This window comes from Amycolatopsis sp. NPDC021455 (assembly GCF_040640995.1).
GTDB lineage: Bacteria > Actinomycetota > Actinomycetes > Mycobacteriales > Pseudonocardiaceae > Amycolatopsis.
The window spans coordinates 31171-48997 of record NZ_JBFACT010000010.1 but is presented as its reverse complement, the minus strand read 5'-3'; the positions used below and the strand labels follow the sequence as shown (position 1 = coordinate 48997).

General features: G+C 73.0%; 21 protein-coding genes. 9 read left to right on the top strand and 12 right to left on the bottom strand.

The annotated features are described in order from the left end of the window. The first annotated feature begins 49 nt into the window (after positions 1–49). Positions 50–550, top strand: a complete 501-nt coding sequence (locus AB0G28_RS15565) for a MarR family transcriptional regulator (RefSeq protein ID WP_361088659.1) — start codon at positions 50–52, stop codon at positions 548–550. Between the two features lie 100 nt (positions 551–650). Further along, positions 651–1508 (top strand): trypsin-like serine protease, encoded by an 858-nt coding sequence (locus tag AB0G28_RS15560; RefSeq protein ID WP_361088657.1) that lies wholly within the window; start codon positions 651–653, stop codon positions 1506–1508. A gap of 9 nt (positions 1509–1517) precedes the next feature. On the opposite strand, the gene AB0G28_RS15555 is transcribed toward AB0G28_RS15560, so the two are convergent. Further along, complete coding sequence (locus tag AB0G28_RS15555) at positions 1518–2273, bottom strand: ZIP family zinc transporter (protein WP_361088655.1); 756 nt, start codon at positions 2271–2273, stop codon at positions 1518–1520. 209 nt (positions 2274–2482) lie between these two features. On the opposite strand from AB0G28_RS15555, the gene AB0G28_RS15550 reads away from it, so the two are divergent. Continuing rightward, a complete protein-coding gene (locus tag AB0G28_RS15550) occupies positions 2483–2929 on the top strand; it encodes a hypothetical protein (RefSeq protein WP_361088654.1) in 447 nt (148 codons plus the stop codon). 47 nt (positions 2930–2976) lie between these two features. Here AB0G28_RS15550 and AB0G28_RS15545 read toward each other — a convergent pair whose 3' ends face one another. Next, positions 2977–3807 carry an NBR1-Ig-like domain-containing protein gene (locus tag AB0G28_RS15545; RefSeq protein ID WP_361088652.1) on the bottom strand — a complete coding sequence of 277 codons (831 nt, stop codon included), beginning with the start codon at positions 3805–3807 and terminating at the stop codon, positions 2977–2979. Positions 3808–3970: 163 nt separating this feature from the next. Between AB0G28_RS15545 and AB0G28_RS15540 the strand changes: the two genes are divergently transcribed. Next, the gene (locus AB0G28_RS15540; protein ID WP_361088650.1) at positions 3971–5113 is read left to right on the top strand and encodes a glycosyltransferase; all 1143 of its coding nucleotides are present in this window, start codon (positions 3971–3973) and stop codon (positions 5111–5113) included. Between the two features lie 84 nt (positions 5114–5197). Next, positions 5198–5323, top strand: a complete 126-nt coding sequence (locus AB0G28_RS15535; RefSeq protein ID WP_276209766.1) for a hypothetical protein — start codon at positions 5198–5200, stop codon at positions 5321–5323. Positions 5324–5367: 44 nt separating this feature from the next. Here AB0G28_RS15535 and AB0G28_RS15530 read toward each other — a convergent pair whose 3' ends face one another. Continuing rightward, positions 5368–5508 carry a hypothetical protein gene (locus AB0G28_RS15530; protein ID WP_361088648.1) on the bottom strand — a complete coding sequence of 47 codons (141 nt, stop codon included), beginning with the start codon at positions 5506–5508 and terminating at the stop codon, positions 5368–5370. Between the two features lie 220 nt (positions 5509–5728). On the opposite strand from AB0G28_RS15530, the gene AB0G28_RS15525 reads away from it, so the two are divergent. Then, the gene (locus AB0G28_RS15525) at positions 5729–5851 is read left to right on the top strand and encodes a hypothetical protein (RefSeq protein WP_361088646.1); all 123 of its coding nucleotides are present in this window, start codon (positions 5729–5731) and stop codon (positions 5849–5851) included. On the opposite strand, the gene AB0G28_RS15520 is transcribed toward AB0G28_RS15525, so the two are convergent. From AB0G28_RS15520 to AB0G28_RS15495, 6 genes are all read right to left on the bottom strand, one after another. After that, positions 5852–7132: a GGDEF domain-containing protein gene (locus AB0G28_RS15520; RefSeq protein WP_361088644.1), complete on the bottom strand. Its 1281-nt coding sequence runs from the start codon at positions 7130–7132 to the stop codon at positions 5852–5854. Between the two features lie 346 nt (positions 7133–7478). Further along, positions 7479–8723: an MFS transporter gene (locus AB0G28_RS15515; RefSeq protein ID WP_361088642.1), complete on the bottom strand. Its 1245-nt coding sequence runs from the start codon at positions 8721–8723 to the stop codon at positions 7479–7481. 157 nt (positions 8724–8880) lie between these two features. Further along, positions 8881–9837: a catechol 2,3-dioxygenase gene (locus AB0G28_RS15510; protein ID WP_361088640.1), complete on the bottom strand. Its 957-nt coding sequence runs from the start codon at positions 9835–9837 to the stop codon at positions 8881–8883. A gap of 11 nt (positions 9838–9848) precedes the next feature. After that, entirely contained in the window at positions 9849–10913 is a 1065-nt protein-coding gene (locus AB0G28_RS15505; protein WP_361088638.1) for a 4-oxalomesaconate tautomerase, read from the bottom strand. Beyond that, positions 10910–11614 (bottom strand): 4-carboxy-4-hydroxy-2-oxoadipate aldolase/oxaloacetate decarboxylase, encoded by a 705-nt coding sequence (locus AB0G28_RS15500; RefSeq protein ID WP_361088636.1) that lies wholly within the window; start codon positions 11612–11614, stop codon positions 10910–10912. Before AB0G28_RS15500 ends, AB0G28_RS15505 begins: the two co-directional genes overlap by 4 nt. Before the next feature lie 260 nt (positions 11615–11874). Beyond that, positions 11875–12708, bottom strand: coding sequence for a PaaX family transcriptional regulator C-terminal domain-containing protein (locus AB0G28_RS15495; RefSeq protein WP_361088634.1), 834 nt, complete (start codon positions 12706–12708; stop codon positions 11875–11877). A gap of 215 nt (positions 12709–12923) precedes the next feature. On the opposite strand from AB0G28_RS15495, the gene AB0G28_RS15490 reads away from it, so the two are divergent. Next, a complete protein-coding gene (locus AB0G28_RS15490; protein WP_361088632.1) occupies positions 12924–13859 on the top strand; it encodes a PHB depolymerase family esterase in 936 nt (311 codons plus the stop codon). 80 nt (positions 13860–13939) lie between these two features. On the opposite strand, the gene AB0G28_RS15485 is transcribed toward AB0G28_RS15490, so the two are convergent. Further along, complete coding sequence (locus tag AB0G28_RS15485) at positions 13940–14617, bottom strand: GntR family transcriptional regulator (protein WP_361088630.1); 678 nt, start codon at positions 14615–14617, stop codon at positions 13940–13942. A 75-nt stretch (positions 14618–14692) separates the two neighbouring features. On the opposite strand from AB0G28_RS15485, the gene AB0G28_RS15480 reads away from it, so the two are divergent. Continuing rightward, positions 14693–15505, top strand: coding sequence for a DUF1932 domain-containing protein (locus tag AB0G28_RS15480; RefSeq protein WP_361088628.1), 813 nt, complete (start codon positions 14693–14695; stop codon positions 15503–15505). Here AB0G28_RS15480 and AB0G28_RS15475 read toward each other — a convergent pair. Next, positions 15456–16628, bottom strand: a complete 1173-nt coding sequence (locus AB0G28_RS15475; RefSeq protein WP_361088626.1) for an epoxide hydrolase family protein — start codon at positions 16626–16628, stop codon at positions 15456–15458. The genes AB0G28_RS15480 and AB0G28_RS15475 overlap by 50 nt on opposite strands. 81 nt (positions 16629–16709) lie before the next feature. Here AB0G28_RS15475 and AB0G28_RS15470 point away from each other — a divergent pair, with 81 nt between their 5' ends. Next, positions 16710–17282 (top strand): CGNR zinc finger domain-containing protein, encoded by a 573-nt coding sequence (locus AB0G28_RS15470; RefSeq protein WP_361088624.1) that lies wholly within the window; start codon positions 16710–16712, stop codon positions 17280–17282. Here the strand turns inward: AB0G28_RS15470 and AB0G28_RS15465 are convergent. Next, positions 17272–17763 (bottom strand): MarR family transcriptional regulator, encoded by a 492-nt coding sequence (locus AB0G28_RS15465; RefSeq protein ID WP_361088622.1) that lies wholly within the window; start codon positions 17761–17763, stop codon positions 17272–17274. The genes AB0G28_RS15470 and AB0G28_RS15465 overlap by 11 nt on opposite strands. Positions 17764–17827 lie beyond the last annotated feature (64 nt).

Here is a 17827-nt window from a genome sequence, read left to right as displayed (position 1 = left end):
CCGACCGTACCCCTTGAGTTCGAATTTGAACAACAGGTACCGTTGTGACATGGGTCGTCCGCGGTGGCTGAACGCCGAGGAGAAGCGCGCCTGGAACGCGTTCCTCGGCACCTACGAGCTGCTCAACCGGCGGCTGGACCAGCAGCTCAAGCAGGACTCGGGAATCTCCCACCTGCAGTACGTGATCCTGGCCCGGCTGTCCGGGGCCCCGGATCGCGAGCTGCGGATGGCCGAGCTGGCCTGCGCGGTGTCCAACTCCAAGAGCGGGCTGACCTACCAGGTCGGCCAGCTGGAACAGGCCGGGCTGGTGCGCCGCCGCGCGTGCGAGAGCGACCCCCGCGCCGTCTACGCCGGCCTCACCGACGAGGGCATGGCCCTGCTGGAACGGGCCGCGCCCGGGCACGTCGCCCTGGTGCGCGAGCTCCTGATCGACGTCCTGACCCCGGACCAGCTGAGCGCGCTGGCCGACGGGCTCGGCGAGGCGAACCGCCGCATGCTGGCGGACGGGGACACCGGCGACTGCGCCGGAGAGCGCCCCGCCCGTGGATGACCCCGAGCTTTCACGTGAAAGCTCGGGGTTCGGCGGGTGGGAGGGTGTGAGAACGGCCGGATCTCGCAACCATTCCGGGCCCTCATCCGTGCATCAGAGTGTGAGGACCACTTCGGAACGACGGCGGCTCTTCCGGCTGCGTGCGACCGGGATCGCGGTGCTGGCGGGGGCCGGTCTCGCGTTCGCCCACACCGTGACCGGGGCGGCGGCCGGGGGACCCGTCCTGGCCGCGTCGACGACCGGGCAAGGCCTGCCCGACACCGCGGCCCCGGCGCCCGTGACCACGCCACCGGCGCCGAACCCGATCCTGCCCTTCAACGCGAAGCTGACCTCGGACGACATCCCCGTCCTCGGCGGCGGCGTGCGCAGCGGCGCCTGCAGCGGCTCGCTGGTGGCGCCGCAGTGGGTCGTCACCGCCGGGCACTGCTTCCACGACGTGCACGACGTCCGGGTCGGCGGCCGGTCGCCGTACACGATGACGGTGACCGTCGGCCGGCTCAAGGACAGCGATCCCGGCGGGCACACGGCCGAGGTCGTCGACGTCCGGCAGTCGCCGGTCAACGACCTGGCCGTGGTGAAGCTCAGCAGCCCGGTCCCCGGCATCGCCCCGGTCAAGCTGGCCGAGACGCGCCCCTCGGTCGGTGAAGAGCTCCAGTTCGCCGGCTGGGGCTCGCACTCGGCGACCGTGCTCGGCCCGTCCGACCACCTCAAACGCGGGCACTTCCGGGTGTCGGGCGTCGACCGGGTGACCCTGGAAGCCCAGCCGGTGGGCACGCGCACGGTCGAGAACGGCCCGTGCCCGCAGGACTCGGGCGGCCCGTTCTTCCTCTCCGACGACGACCACAGCGGGACGCTGGTGGCCATCGTCAACACCGGCCCGCCGTGCCCCCAGCCCGGCGCCGAGACGATCGCCCGCGTCGACGTCGTGGCGGACTGGATCCGCGAGCAGACCGGGTGAGACCCACCGTCAGCCGCCGGCGTGCCCGATGACGAACGCCGTCAGGAAGCCGATGGTGGCGAGCAGGCCGGTGTAGAGCTCGGTGCGTTCGAACGCCTCCGGGATCATGGTGTCGGCGATCATGGCCAGGATCGCCCCCGCGGCCACCGCCGTGATCGCGGCGACGGTCGCGGGGGACGCCGTCCGCAGCAGGAGGTTGCCGGCCAGCGCCGCGGCCCCGCTGGCCACGGCGATGCCGCTCCACACCCCGAAGACGTAGCCCGCACCGCGCCCGGCCGCCTTCATGCCCGCGGCGCTGGAGAGTCCTTCCGGGACGTTCGAGATGAACACCGCCGCCAGCACCGTGATCCCGACTCCCCCGCCGCCCAGCAGCGACACGCCGAGCACGACGGATTCCGGGATCCCGTCGAGCAGGGCGCCGACGGCGATGGCGGCCCCGCTGCCCGCGGTGTCCTGTTCGGACGGTTGCTGGTCGCCGGAGCGCTTGCGGTGCCGGGCACCCCGCCGGGCCAGCAGCACGTTGATGCCGACGTACACGGCCGCACCGCCGAGGAACCCGCCGGCGGTCGGCCCCAGCCCGCCGGCCCGCTGGGCCTCGTCGACCAGGTCGAAGGCCAGCGCGGAGATCAGCACCCCGGCCCCGAAGGCCATGATCCCGGCGACGACCCGGCGGGACACGCGCACCCACCACGCGACCGCGGCGCCGAGGACCAGCGCGATCCCGCCGACGAGGCCCCACAGCCCCGCCTCTGCCCATTGCGGCACGAGAGCCACCTTTCCGCCGGCACGTGATCGTCCGGGAAGGGACTACCCACGCGGGCCGCCGGGGACACCTCACCCCGCCGAACATTGTCCTGATGTGCGAAGACATTCCCCGGACATTCCCCTTCTTGTGCCGTCTCCCGCCACGCCGACAGGCTCCGGTGGCACCGGCGGAAGACCGCCGGCCGTCGAGAAAGGAAACGGACATTCCCATGCGCACCAAGAGCAGCAAGCCGGCCCGCGGCCGGGTCGCCGCCGTCGTCGGCACGGCCGTCGCGCTGACAGCCCTGTCGTCGGGCCTGACGGCGGCCCCGGCCGGCGCCGAGACGCTCAGCACCTTCGCCCTGTGCTCCGGCACGGCCACCGGCGCGGTGGGCAAGTGGGGCCCGGTGTCCAAGCACTGTTCGTACACCAGCCCGGCGAGCGGCTGGCGCGGGAAGCTGCGGGTCGAGTGGAACACGCAGTCGGGCACCAACCAGGCCGCGTGCGTGGAGGCCCGGATGGGCAAGGCGGCCCACCCCGACGCGTGGCAGGGCATCGGCTGCGGGAAGTCGGGGGTCGGGACGGTCAAGTGGCCCGCCAACACCGCCTCGAACCTCGAGGTCCGGGTTAAGGGCATGGGCACCAGCCTGATCGCCAACGTCGACTACTTCATCTGAGTTCGGCCGAGCCGGCCCCGGCCCCGCGGAAACCCGCGGGGCCGGGCTCAGCCGGTCACGTCGACCTGGAAGTAGATACCGCTCGACTGCGGCAGGTAGAACCGCCCGCCGGAGTCGACCATCTTCCAGAACACCTGGCACGGCCCCGGCGTGCCGCGGGCCTGGACCGGCACGCTGACCGCCACCTCCGCGCCGGGCTCGGCGTCCGGCAGCGGCACGCGCGGATCGGTGTGGCAGACGTCCAGGCCGTCGAGCGGGGGCAGCCGCTGCAGGAACCGGCCGTGCCACGCGACCGTGCCGGCGTTGCGCAACCGCCACGTCTTGACGAACCGCTGGTTCACGGCGACCTTGCTGCCGTCCGGGTAGGTGACGTCGGCGACCAGGCTGGAGGCGTCGCCTTCGATCGGCAGAGACGGCTCGCCGCCGCCGCGGGCGCGCGGCACGTTCACGGCGACCACGACGCCCGCCGCCACCACGACGACGACCACGGCGACCAGCAGCCACCCGTGGCGTCCCGGCCGGGTCTCGCCGCCGCCATCGCCGTCGCCGTCTCGGCGGGCAGCGCCCCAGCGGGCCCGCCACTCGCGCCGGGTCTCTTCTTCGTCCCGGCCGAGCACGGTGACGGCGAGGGGCCGCACGAACTCCCAGGTCGTTTCCCAGCTGGGCAGCTGCAGCCCGCGCGCGGCGGCCGCCAGTGCCGACTTCGAGGCCATCGCCCCGAATTCGGCGCGCATCCGGTCGTAGGACGGGTCGCCCGCGGCCTCTTTGAGCACCAGCAGCGCGTGCGCGAACTCCGCGACCGGGCCGCCGTCCGGATCGGGCCGGCGGGCCCGGCGGCCCCGCTTGCGCACCGGGCCGCCCGCGTGGTCGATCGTCATCTCCTGCCTTCCCCCGGGACCCCGACCGCGACGGTAACGCAGCTTCGGCGCCCTCGCCGTCCGGAAGATCACCCGGCCGTGTGTGCCATCCGGGCAGCGGATTCCGCCCCTTCGGTCGCCGGCCGTCCGGCTACGCTGGGCCGGAGTGGATCAAGGGGGCGCGATGCGGGTTCTGCTGACCGGGCTGCCGATCCGGTCGCACCTGGTGCCCGTGCTGGTCCCGCTGGCACGGGCGGCGCGGGAAGCCGGTCACGAGGTCGCGATCGCCACCGGCGCGGCGGTCGCGGACGACGTCGAGCGGCTCGGGGTGCCGGTCGTGGTCCTGCCGGCCGTGCTCGCGCCCGGGGAACTGGGGCGGCGGCCCGAACTGCTGGACCGGTCACTCCTGGCGCGGATGCGGCACTGGCGGCCGGAAGTGACCGGGGTCCTGCCGGTGCCGCTGTTCGACGACACGATGACCGCGAAGTTCGCCGCCGACGTCGTCGACGCCGGGTGGCGCCCGGACGTGATCGTGCGGGAGACCAACGAGTACGGCGGGCACCTGGCCGCCGAGGTGCTCGGCGTGCCTTCGGCCGTGGCCGACATCGCGCCGCTGCTTCCCCGGCTCGTGCCGGACCTGGCCGCCCGGCTCGACGTCCTGCGGGGCGGCTTCGGGCTGCCGCCGTCCGGGTCGGCGACGGCCGCGCTGACCGCCGGTCTGCTGCCGCAGGCGTGGTACCCGGCCGCGCTGCGCACGCCGGGGCACCGGTACTACCGCGTCCCCGAACCCGCCGTGGCCCCCGCCGGCGACGGCCCGGTCGTGCTGGCCGCCTTCGGCTCGAACGTGCCTTCCCTGCTCGCCCCGGACTCCGAGCTGACGGCCATCACGGTGGCGGCACTCGGCACGGTGGGGGTGCGGGCCGTCGTCGCGCTCGGGAGCGACGAGGCCGTGGCGTCGTGGACGGGCCCGCGCCCGGACAACGTCGAGCTGGCGGGCTTCGTGCCGCAACGCGCGTTGCTGGCCGCGAGCGACGTCTTCCTGACGCACGCGGGGTTCAGCGGCGTGCGCGAGGCGCTGTCGGCCGGGGTGCCGATGGTGGCGGTGCCGTTGTTCGCCGACCAGCCGGCGAACGCCGAGCGCGTCCGGGAACTCGGCGCCGGGCTCCGGGTCGACGCGGCCGGGCTCACGCCGGAACGGCTGGCCGGCGCCGTTTCCCGCGTCCTCGCCGAGCCTTCGTACCGGTCGGCCGCCCGCGGTTTCCGGCGTGGCATCGCCGAGCTGCCGCCGATCACCGATCTCGTCGCCGATCTCGAGAAGCTGCGCTGAACCAGGTGTGGCGCGCGTCACGGAATGCCTGTCGATCTTCCGCGCTACACACGGGTAGTTGTCGTTCGTCTTCGAGGGAGTGCCATGTCCGCTACGACCACCCCGGCCGAAACCGCCACCGCCGTGCCCGAGCTGGAGGACTTCGACTTCCCGCTCACCGACGGGGCCGCCTGCCGCATCGACGACCCGGACTGCGAAGCCTGCCAGTGATCCCCTGGTGCCGGCCGGGCTCCCCGGCCGGCACCCGCGCGGCATCAGACGTGCATGGCCAGCCACAACGCCATCCAGGCGAGGCAGGCGAGCGCACCACCGACCCCGAACGCCAGCAGTACCCTTCGCAGCGCCGCGATGACCCCGGCGCGGCCCGACATCTCGGTGATTCCCGCTTCAGCCATGGCCTGGAGATGCCCTCCCGAAGAGCGGGCAAACATGGTTCCGGGACCCGGCACGGGGTAACCCGACGCGAACTCCCGACCCGGAACCCGGAGGAGATGGCACGGGACATCTACTCGGCGGAAGCCACGTCGAGCCGCGGCAGCGTCCGGGTGGACGGCCGCGGCGATCTCGCCTACCCGGTCGGCGAGCCCGGCGGCGACCGGCGACCTCTACGACGCCGTGACGCGCGCAGCACTGCGGCTTTGTCCCCTGGTCGGCACCGAGGTCCCGGTGACGTTCGACCACGAGCACGGCCTCGCGCTCCAGCACCACCGCGGCCCGGCCGACCCCGGCCGGAACTGATCAGAGACCGGCGAGCGCGACCCGGTCGCGGCCGGCTTTCTTGCCCGCGTACAGCGCGTCGTCGGCCGCGCGGATCACGCCGTCGAGGTCGGCCTCCGGCACCGGCGGGTGCAGGGCCGCGCCGATCGTCGCCGACAGCGTGACCGGCTCGCCCGTGGGCGTGGAGACGCGCAGCGCGCGGATCCGCAGCCGGATCCGCTCGGCGATCGCGCGGACTTCGGCTTCGTCGACGTCGGGCAGCAGGACGGCGAACTCCTCGCCGCCGTACCGGCCGACCGTGTCGCCGCGCCGGACGGCCCTGGTCAGGACGGTGGCCACCGCGGCGAGGACGTCGTCGCCGACCGGGTGGCCGTGGGTGTCGTTGATGCGCTTGAACCAGTCGAGGTCGATCATCAGCACCCCGACCCGCCGCCGGCCGGCGCGGGCGCGCTCGAGCGCGTGCTCGGCCTGTTCGTCCCAGGCCTTCGCGTTGAGCAGCCCGGTGCGGTGGTCGGTGCGGGCGGCCAGCTTGAGCTGGTCGAGCTGAACGCACTGGTGCAGCGCGAACGTCGGGATGATCATCAGCAGCGCCGCGGGCGGCCACCACAGCAGCGCGAGCGCCACGAACACGCCGAGCGCCAGCTGGCTGACCTCCAGCAGGTTGTCCGAGGCGCTGCCCAGCAGCCGCCGGGGGTGCTCGACGGTGACGGTCCAGGCGATGACCGTGCCGACGAGCGCGGTGTTGACCGCCCACTGCACCGCGGCCGCGGTGACCACGGCGGCCAGGTCGGTCCAGCCCGGCCGGCCGCCGGCGCCGAACTGCGCGAGGTGCTCGTGCGTCCCGGTCAGCCGCAGCACGGCGGCCGCGGCGCCGGCGGCCAGCGCGAGCGTGGCCGCGGTGAACACCGTGCGGTGCGGTGGCCGGACCGCGTCGAACCGGTTGACCAGCAGCCAGCGGTGGCCGTAGATCGCCGCCACCAGGGCGACTTCCAGCACCAGGGGCAGGGCGATCGCCCCGGCGAAGATCCAGACGCTGCAGAGGTCGACGTAGGGCGTCCCGGACCGGTCGCGGCGCCGCCGTTCGATGAGGTGTGACGCGTGCAGGTGCGGCAACGCCGCCGCGGCGAGCCAGCCCGCCGTCACCCACTGCCGCGTCGTCGGCGGCGTCCGGGCGGCGAGCACGAACACGCCGCACGCCACCAGGATGACGACCAGGACGAGGAACCGCACCCGCCCGGGCAACGACCACAGCTTCCACCGCACCGGTGCCCAGCCCCCGTCGGTGGTGTCCTCTCCGCTCATCGCAGCGCCTCCCCGCCCTGCTCCGCGCCGTTACCGATCCGGCCAAAAGCAGGCCGCCCCCCGCGCGACAGGTAACCGTTGCTGCGAAGCCATGCGGCCGTGACTGTGGTCGGATCGGTAACGATCAGCACAGTAACCCCCTGTAGCCCAGCGTAGTCGCGTTGCGGCTCGATGTCAGCCGATTCCCCACAGCGCGACCCGACCGGACGGCTGAGACCATTTGCGGGACGAACCGCACGGAAAGGCGAGCCGATGAGCGACAAGGGCTGGTGAACCCCCACGACCGATCCCCACGCCGGACGCACCCGGAAGGAGCACGCCATGAGCGACAAAGGCTGGTGAGCACTCAGGCTTCGGCGGGCAACGCGGCCGAGACCGCGTCCGGCCGGCGACGCGACCAGGCGGCGGCCGCGGCGAGCGCGACCAGCGCTCCCGCGGTGCCCGCCCAGGCGATCGCCGTGGCCGGCCCGGCGAACTGCGCGAGCAGCCCGCCGGCCACGATTCCCAGTCCCTGCCCGGCGATCATCCCGGTGCGCGCGAACCCGAGGGCCCGCCCCCGCACCGGCGGCGGGGACAGCTGCACGAACGTCGCCCCGGCGGTGACCTGGTAGGCCGAACAGAGCCCGGACACGAACAGCAGCGCCAACGCCGTGGCCAGGTCCGGCTGGGTCCAGTAGACCGCGAGCGGCGCCGCCGTCCCCACCGCGAGCACGCCGAGGGCGCGCACCCGCACCGGCCGGGCGACCAGCCGCAGCAGCAGGGCGCCGGCGACCGCGCCCGCCGGTTCCGCAGCCAGCAGCACGCCGATCCAGCCACCGCCCGCGCCGACCTGGTGGGCGAACGGCACCGCGAGCCCCTCGGGGACGACGGTGAACAAGGCCAGCCAGCCCAGCCACACCAGCGTGCCGAGCGTGCGGTCCCGGCCGACGACCACCGCGCCCGCCGCGACCTGGCGCCACGACCGCCGCCACCAGGTCGCCACCACCTCGGGTTCCGCGGCCGGCGGCGGGTGGCGGTCGAGGCCGGCGCGGATCAGCAGGGCGGAAACGGCGAAAGTGGCGGCGTCGATCGCCAGCGCGGCGTGCGCGCCGACGCCGGCGACCACGAACGCGGCCGCCGCGAACCCCAGTACCAGGCACAGCTGCGTCGTCACCTGCTGCACCGCCTGCCCCGCCTCGTACCGGGAGCCCAGCAGCTCCGGCAGCACCGCGCCCTGCGCGGCCGAGAACGGCGCTTCGGCCAGCTGCACCAGCACCAGCAAGGCGGCCATCAGCGGCAAGGGGACCGCGGGCACGGCCATCAGGCCCACCAGCGCCGCCCGGACGACGTCGCACACCACCAGCACCCGGCGGCGCGGGAACCGGTCGGCCAGCCACGACAGCAGCGCCCCCGAAACGAGCGCGGGCAGCATCGACAACGCGTACGTAGCCGCGCTCAAGGCCGCGGATCCGGTGCGCTGGAACACGAGGATCGACAGCGCGACCCGCGCCAGCTGGTCTCCCGCCACCGAAAGCAGGCCTGCCAGCCACAGCAGCCGGAACCCGCGCACCCCGAACGCGGACCACGTCGCACCCGGACGCCCGCCGGCCATCCCCACCCCCAGGCTGTCACGCCAAAGCGTTGCCTGGAAACTCACGGTAGCGCTTGCGCCCGCCCGCCACCACCGCCGGTGGTCGGGCCGTGTCGGGTGGGGTAGCCGGGACGGCGTGCGGAAACCGGCTTGCGCTGCGGGACCAGCCGGCCCGCGCTCAGGCCACCGGCGGGGTGCCGTGCGTGTGGAACGACTCGATCGTCTTGAGCCCCCACGCCTGCCCCTTCGCCCGCTCGGCCTCGGTCCAGGTGACCGGCTCCCAGTCCGGCGCGAAGATCAGGCGCGCGGTCGGGTTGCACAGCTCGATGCGGTTGCCGCCCGGTTCGTAGACGTACAGGAAGAACGTCTGCTGGATCGCGTGCTTGTGCGGCCCGGTTTCGATGTGCACGCCGTTGTCGAGCGCGATGTCGGCGGCCCGCAGGATGTCTTCGCGGGTGTCGGTCGCGAACGCGATGTGGTGCAGGCGCCCGTTCGAGCCCGTCCAGTCGTTCGTGTAGACGATGTCGTACGACTTCTGCGCGAAATGCGTCCACTGTCCGGAAATCACGCCGCTGTCGAGCCGGATCTGCTCGGTCACGCGGCCGCCGAGGACGTCGCAGACGAACCGGCCGTTGGCTTCCGCGTCCCGGGCCAGGTAGTTGACGTGGTCGAGGCGGCGGACGCCGACCCCGCGCCCCGGGTACGCCTGCGCCTGGTTCTTCAGCGCGGGCCGCAGGTGCTCGGGCGGCCGGTAGCGCTCGGTTTCCCAGTAGATCTCGAGCTCGTGGCCGTCCGGGTCGCGGAACAGGTAGGTGGGCCCGATCCCGGTGTCGCCGTCGACCCAGCCGATCCCGTAGCCGCGTTCCTCCAGCGCGGCCACGCGACGCTTGAGGGCGTCCTCGCTCGAGGCGCGCACCGCCGTCCGCCCGACCCCGGACGTCTTCGCCGCGGTGAGCTTCAGGCTGTGGTGCTCGTAGTCGTCCCAGGTGCGCAGGTACACCGAGTCGCCGTCGGTGCCGTTCTCGGTCAGCCCCAGCACGCGGACGAAGAAGTCCAGGCTCCGCTCGGGTTCGGGGGTCCGCAGCTCGACGTGGCCGAGGTGCGCGACCTCGTGGCGCGGCGACGGATCGGGCATGTCGGCACTCCTCAAGGACGGGGGAAAACAGTGCCGTCGAACAGTTTCCGCGCCGTGCGGAACACCGTCGACCGCCGGACGCGGGGCGGGGTGACCGTGGTGTCGAGCTCGATGCCGACCGCGAGCTTCCCGCTCGCGTGCTCGACTTCGACGGGCTCCCCCGCCGGCGGCGTCACCAGGAGGTCCCGGCCGACGGCGCCGTCGAGCAGCAGCGCCGTCACGACGCTGATGGCACCGAGGACGCCGATCGAGGGGTGCGTCTCGACGGGGATGAACGTGCGGGTGCAGATCGCGCCGCCGTCGCGCGGCGCGGCGACCAGGGTGGTCTTCGGCACGGAACTCGCGCCGACGTCGCCGAGTCCCATCAGCTTGCCGGCTTCGGTGCGCAGCGCGTCGATCCGGCCGGCGAGCGCGGTGTCGGCGGCCAGCTGCCCGGCCGGTTCGCAGCCGGTGACACCGAGATCGGCCGCCCGCGCCACGACGACCGGCATCCCGTTGTCCACACAGGACACCGCGATGCCGCCGACGTCGTCGCGGACGTGGCCGGTGGGCAGGAGGCTGCCGCACACGGACCCCGCGGTCCCGGTGAACTCGAGCTCGACGGGAGCGGCCGTGCCGGGCACGCCGGAGATGGCCGTGTCACCGCGGTAGTCCACCTCGCCACCGGGAGTGGGGAAGGTCGCGACGGCGATCGTGCCGGTGTTGAGCAGCCGCACGCGCACGGTGGTGTGCTCGTCCCCGGCGGGCACGAGCCCCCGCTCGACGGCGAACTGCCCCACCCCGGCCAGCAGGTTGCCGCAGGTCTGCCGGTCGGAGACGGTCGCCTCCGCCACGCCGAGCTGCAGGAACAGGTAATCGACGTCGTGACCGGGTTCGTTCGCCGCGGACACGACGGCCACCTTGCTGGTGACCGGGTGCGCGCCGCCGATCCCGTCGAGCTGGCGCGGGTCGGGGGTGCCCATGATCCGCAGCAGCACGTCGTCGCGGGCGGCCGGATCGGCGGGCAGGTCGCCGGCGAGGAAGTAGGCACCCTTCGACGTCCCGCCGCGCATGAGCATGCAGCGCACGCCGGTCATGCCTGCTCCTTCGCGTACTCCTCGGCGGTCAGGTACCGGACGCCGAGGGCTTCGAGCTTCGCGCGCAGCCCGTACCGGTCGAGGCCCAGCTGCCCGTTCGCGAACGCTTCCCGCGCCGCGGCTTCCTTGTCCTGCCTGGCCCGGGCGGCTTCGAGTCCACTTCGGACATCTTCGCGGCGGACGCGCATGACGCCGTCGTCGTCGGCCAGGACGGCGTCGCCCGGGCGGATCACCTGACCGCCGAGGACGACGGGCACGTTCACCGCGCCGGCGGTCGCCTTGACGGTCCCCTGCGCGCTCACCGCCGCCGACCACACGGGAAAGCCGAGCGCGCGCAGCTCGGCGACGTCACGGACGCCGGTGCCGGTGACCAGGCCGCGCACGCCGCGGTGGCGCAGCGCGGTGGCGAACAGCTCGCCGAAGAGGCCGTCACGGCACGGCGAAGTCGTGGTGACGACCAGGATGTCGCCTTCGCGGCACTGCTCGACGGCCGCGTGGACCATCAGGTTGTCCCCCGGCCAGCACAGCACGGTGACGGCGGTACCGCCGACGCGGACGCCGTCCTGGATCGGCCGCAGGTCCGGGCCGAGCAGGCCGGAGCGGCCGAGCGCTTCGTGGACGGTCGCGACGCCGTAGCCCGCCAGGCGCGCCACCTGCGCCGGGTCGGCACGCGGTGGATCGGTCACGACGACGGGCTTCATGCCGCCACGGTACGGTCTGGTCGACGAAATTGTCAACAATCTTGGCGGGCAAGTCGGCGGCACTTTGGGCGCCGTGCGTGGCTGCAGCTCGTCCGACAGGACGGGCTCACAACCTCGGGCCGCCGCCGATCACCCGCCCGGCACGCCCCGGCCCAAGCGCCCCAATGTGGCGTTGGGTGCATCCAACGCACCGAACGCCACATTGGGTGCGCTCAACGCACCCAATGCCACATTGGGGCGCAAGGCCCCGGAGGTCGCTGTCATTCCTCCACAATGGATTCCAGCAGTTCGGCGGCCAGCTTGTCGGCCGGCCGGACCCATTGGTGGCGCAGGGTGCGGAACAGGGCCGCGGCGCGCGTCCCCGGCCAGCCGTCCGGCAGCAGTTCCGGCGGCAGGACCGGGTCGCGGCGGATGAGCAGCAGCCATTCCGCGCCCAGGCGGATCCGCTGGGAGAGGTCGTCGAGATCGCCGTACGCCCGGTCGGTCCAGCGCCGGAGGAACTCGTCGTAGCCGTTCGCGATCTGGGGCAGGTCCCAGGCCTCCCGGGCGATCCGCGCCGGGTCGGTCCACATGAACGGCTCCGCGCGGAACACCTCGGCGTGGTCGAGCAGGTCGAGCTCGGCCAGGGCCGGCGCGATGTCCGCGGCCGCCGTCGAGACCCACAGGCCGCTGCGCAGCAGGCCGAAGCCGAACCAGCCCAGGCGGGTGCGCAGGGCGTGCCGGTCCGCGCGGCGGGTCTCCGGCACCGAGAAGCTCAGCAGGGTCCACCGGCCGTCCCAGTGCCGGTCGACGATGTCGCCGTCGAGCTTGCGCTGGCCGTCGCGCAGCACCGCCGTCCCGTGCTCGGTCAGGGCGAGGAACGCCTGGCGGCCCCGGCGGACCGTCCGGAGCAGGCCGCGGCGGCTCATCCGGCTCAGCGTCGCCCGGGTCGCGTGCTCGCCGACGCCGAGGCGGCCGAGCACCGCGAGGACACCGCCGGTCGACACGGCGATCCCGCGGTCCAGCACGTGGTCGCCGAACACCGCCAGCAGCAGCGCTTCGGGCCGCACGACCAGTGCGGCCCCGTCTCCCGCGGGGTCGACGGCTTCCGGCATGCGCCACCTCCTCGCCCGATCCACCGGCACTCAACCTACCGGGCGGCATTTGTTCGTCATCTCAGTCGCGACCGCAATATTTCTGTCGGGCTTTTTCGCACGTTCTCGGGAATTCGAAAGTTTCGCAGCGCACGGATATTTGATGAATCGTTGACGGTCGTCGCGAATATGCCTACCCTCGCTCGGCGAGGGGGATCGCCGACCGGAGGTCACCGATGAGTGGATTCAGAACGGCGTTCGTGACATTCGTCAGCACCCTGCTGATCACCATCGCCACCGCCGTGGTCCCGTCCCCGGCGTCGGCCGCGTCGCTGGTGGAGGTGACGGGCTTCGGCGCCAATCCCGGCGGGATGCGCATGCACGTCTACGTGCCGGACTCCCATCCGGCCAACCCGGCGATCGTGGTCGCCATGCACGGCTGCGGCGGCTCCGGCCCGGGGTTCTACTCCGGCAGCGAGTTCGCCGCGCTCGCCGCCCGGTACGGGTTCATCGTCATCTACCCCAGCGCCCAGCAGCAGGCCGGGTTCGGGAACTGCTTCGACACCTGGTCGGACGCCGCGAAGCGCCGCGGCGGCGGCAGCGACCCGGTCTCGATCGCGTCGATGGTGACCTACGCCGAGCAGCACTACGGCGGCGACCCGAACCGCGTCTTCGCCACCGGCTCGTCCTCCGGCGGCATGATGACCAACGAGATGCTCGCCCTCTACCCGGACGTGTTCAAGGCGGGCGCGGCGTTCATGGGCGTGCCCTTCAACTGCTTCGCCAACGCCGCGGACTTCCCGCCGTGGTCCAGCAAGTGCACCGGAAACGGTGGCGCCAACCGCACGCCCCAGCAGTGGGGTGACGCGGTCCGCCAGGCCTACCCCGGCTACACCGGCCCCCGCCCGCGCGTCCAGCTGTGGCATGGCACCGCCGACACCCTCGTGCCGTACTCGCTGCTGCAGGAGGAGATCGAGCAGTGGACCAACGTGTTCGGGCTGAGCCAGAACCCGACGTCCACCGACACGCCCCAGGCCGGCTGGAACCGCCGCCGCTACGCCGACAGCTCCGGCACCGTCCGGGTGGAGGCGTACAGCATCCAGGGCGCCGGGCACAGCCTGCCCGCGGCCGGCATGGCCGCCGCCGCGATCGCGTTCTTCGGCCTCACCTGACCGGGGCGGCACCGTGATGTCTTGAACGACTCGTTCCTGTCGTCCGGCGACAGGAACGAGTCGTTCAAGACAGGGGAAGGTCAGGGGTGCAGCGGGACGGCTTCGGCGGCGTCGGCCGCCTTCAGCGCCTCGATCACGCTCGCCAGGTGGACCCGCGCGGCTTCGGCCGCCTCGGCGGGGTGGTGGGCGCAGATCGCGTCGATGATCGCCAGGTGCTCCGGCAGCGAGACCTGCGGCCGCCCGGGCCGCATCGCCAGCCGGAACTGGTGTCGGACGCTCTGGCCGCGCAGCCGTTCGAGGACCTGCGCGGCCGTGCGCTGCCCGCTGATCTCCCGGACCCGGCGGTGCAGCCGCTGGTTGAGCCGCGAATACCCGACGACGTCGCCGCCCGCCACGGCCATCTGCATCCGTTCCCCGAGTTCTCGCAGCTCGCCGACCTCGGCGTCGTTGACGCGCTCCGCCGCCTTCGCCGCGCAAAGCGACTCGAGCATCATCCGGACCTCGGAGATCTCGACGGCCTCTTCCAGTGACACCGCGCGGACCCGGGCACCCCGGTTCTGCACCCGCTCGACGAGCCCCTCGTTGGTGAGCTCGATCAGCGCGGCGCGCACCGTCGCACGGCTCGCGGCGAACTGGCCGGAGAGGTCCGCCTCCACCAGCCGCTGGTTGGGCACGAACTCGCCGCGGACGATCGCGTCGCGGATGGCCGCCACCACGGAACGCTCCCCCGGCTGCCGGTCCACAGCACTCCCGCTCATACCTCGGCTCCGTTTGTTGACAATTTTGTCGAGCACATCGTGTACTCGATCGTATCCTGCCGAGAGGATTCTGCTATGACCGGAGCCATCGCGGTACTGGGACTGGGCGAGGCCGGCGGCGCGCTCGCCCGCGACCTGACGGCCGCAGGGGCCGCCGTACGCGGGTACGACCCCGCCGTCGCCGCACCCGAGGGCGTCGTCGCCACCCGTTCCGAGGCCGAAGCCGCCGACGGCGCCGATCTGGTGCTCAGCGTGAACAGCGCGTCGGCCGCCGCCGGCGCGCTCGAAGCCGGCCTCGCCGGGCTGCGGACGGGCGCGGCCTGGGCGGACCTGAACACCGCGTCCCCCGGCACCAAGCGACGGCTGGCCGCCATCGCCGCCGGGCACGGCGTGCCGTTCGCCGACGTCGCGATCATGGCACCGGTCCCGGGCCGTGGCCTGCGAGTGCCGATGCTCGCGACGGGGGACGCCGCCGGGACCGTCGCCGTCACCCTGAACCCCTTCGGCGCGGCGGTCGAGGTCATGGCCGGCGAACCGGGGCTCGCCGCCGAACGCAAGCTGCTGCGCAGCGTGTTCTTCAAGGGACTGTCGGCCGCCGTGGTCGAAGCCCTGTACGCCGCGCGCGCCGCGGGCTGCGAAGACTGGCTCCGGAAGGTCGTCACCGACGAACTGACCGCCGCGAACGCGTCCACAGTGGACAGATTGGTCGACGGCTCGCACCGGCACGCCGTGCGCCGCACCGCGGAAATGGCGGCGGCCGCCGGGATGCTCGGCGAACTCGGCGTCCGCGCCGATGTCGCGAACGCGGCGCGCGACCAGCTCGCGCACCTGGGCACGGTCACCGACGCGCGGCCAGCACGGCCGCGAGACCCTCTCGCAGGTCCTTGACGAAGTACCCGGGAACCTCCAGCGACGGGAAGTGTCCCCCGGCGTCGGGCGACCGCCACCGGACGATCCGCCGGTACCGCTCCCGCGCCCAGGGACGCGGGTACTTCTCGATGTCGCGGGGATACACGGTGATCGCCGACGGCACGTCGACCCGGAGGCCGGGGTCGAGCGAGTTGTGGCTTTCGTGGTAGATGCGGGCCGCCGACGCACCCGTCCGCGTCAGCCAGTACAGGGTGACGTCGTCGAGGACGCGGTCCCGGGAAATCGTCTCGAACGGGCTGTCCTCGGTGTCCGACCACTCGGCGAACTTGTCGAGGATCCAGGCGAGCAGCCCGACCGGTGAGTCGACGAGCGAGTAGCCGATGGTCTGCGGCCGGGTCGCCTGCTGCTTCGCGTACGCCGCGCGGTGGCGCCAGAAGTGGCGGGTTTCCTCGGCCCATTCGCGCTCGGCCGCCGTCAGCCCGTCCGTGGACGCCCCGGGCAGGCCCTCCGCGAACGTGGTGTGGATGCCGAGGACGTGCTCCGGGAACCGGCCGCCGAGGACCGTGGTGATGTTGCCTCCCCAGTCGCCGCCGTGGGCGGCGAACTCGCCGTACCCGAGCCGCCCCATCAGCTCCACCCAGGCGGCCGCGATCTTTTCGGTGCCCCACCCGGTGGCGGCCGGCTTGTCGCTGTAACCGAAACCCGGCAGCGAGGGAACCACGACGTGGAACGCCGGCGCGGCCGCGTCCTCCGGATCGGCCAGTTCGTCCACCACGTCGGCGAACTCGGCGATGCTGCCCGGCCAGCCGTGCGTCAAGATCAGCGGAGTGGCGTCCGCCCGCGCGGACCGGCGGTGCAGGAAGTGGATGCCCAGGCCGTCGATGGTCGTGCGGAACTGGCCGATGGCGGCGAGGCGGTCTTCGAACGCCCGCCAGTCGTACCCGGTGCGCCAGTAGTCCACGACCTCGGCGAGGTCGGCGAGCGGGACACCCTGGTCCCATCGGCGGGCGCCGGACGCGGCGGGATGGACCGTCTCGGCCTCCGGCAGCCGCGCCGCGGCCAGCCGCGCACGCAGATCGTCGAGGTCGGCGTCGGATGCGCGGGCTTCGAATGCTCGCACGTCGCTGGTGAGACAGGACATGAGACCTCCTGATCATCGCGGAACCGGCTAAGACGGTTCTAACATGGCATCAGTCGGCCTGCAACCGGCTAAGGTGGTTCCATGCGTGGTGGGTTTCCCGGCTTTCGCCTCGGCAGCGTGCTGGCGACCAGCTTCACGGCGACACTGACGGAGCGTCAGGGCGATGCCGTGGAGCGCATTCCCACGCCGCAGCGGCTCGTCGACTGGCTGGCCGTGACCGGCCTCGCCGTGGACTCCTGCACCCCCGCCCAGCTCGTCCTGGCCCGGGAACTGCGGGAGGCGATCCACGCCGCCGCGACGGCCGCCGCGACCCAGGACGCGCTCCCCGCGTCCGCTGTCCGGGTCATCAACGACCACAGCATTCAGGGCCGGGCTTCGGCTGTGCTGACCCCCGAGGGCAAGCGGCAGTGGCGGCTCAGCTCGGCCTCCCGCGTGGAGGACGCCCTCGGCGTGATCGCCGCCGACGCGATCAGCATCATCGCGGGCGAACGAGACGGAAAACTGGCCTTGTGCGCGTCACCTACGTGCCGGGCCGCCTTCTTCGACACCAGCCAGAGCCGCACCCGCAAGTGGTGCGACATGAACACGTGCGGGAACCGTCAGAAGAAGGCGCGCTTCAACGCCGGCCACCGCAAGAAGCCCGCTACGGCTTGAGGATCGTCGTGGGCAGGCCGAGCACTTCGACGATCCGCCCGACCGCGTCACCGAAGCGCACGAAGTCGTCCCCCAGCGGATCGACGACCAGCCGGCGCACGGTGTCGACGTGGCCGGGCGCCGCGGCCTCGAGGTGCGCGCGGCCCGCGTCGGTCAAGGCGGCCACCGTGAAGCGGCGCCCCTGACCGGTGCACACCGTCCGGGTCACCCAGCCGCGGTCCTCCAGCCGCGCGACCGCATGGGAAATCCGCGGGAGCGACCCGTTCGCCATCTCCGCGATCTCGCTCATCCGCAGCGTCTCGCCGGGTACCGCCGACAGGCGGGCGAGGATCATGTAGCCCAGCAACGTCAGGTCGGCGTCGCGCAGGAGCTGGCCTTCCAGGGCTCCGGGCAGCGTCAGCAGCACCTTGGCCAGGTTGATCCACGCCCGGTGCTGGTCGGCGTCGAGCCAGCGGACCGGCCCCTCTTCGTGCTTTTCCACGCTGCGCTCTTCCACGCTTGACTTTAACACGCAACTCAACCTAGCTTTGGGTTTAACACGCAAC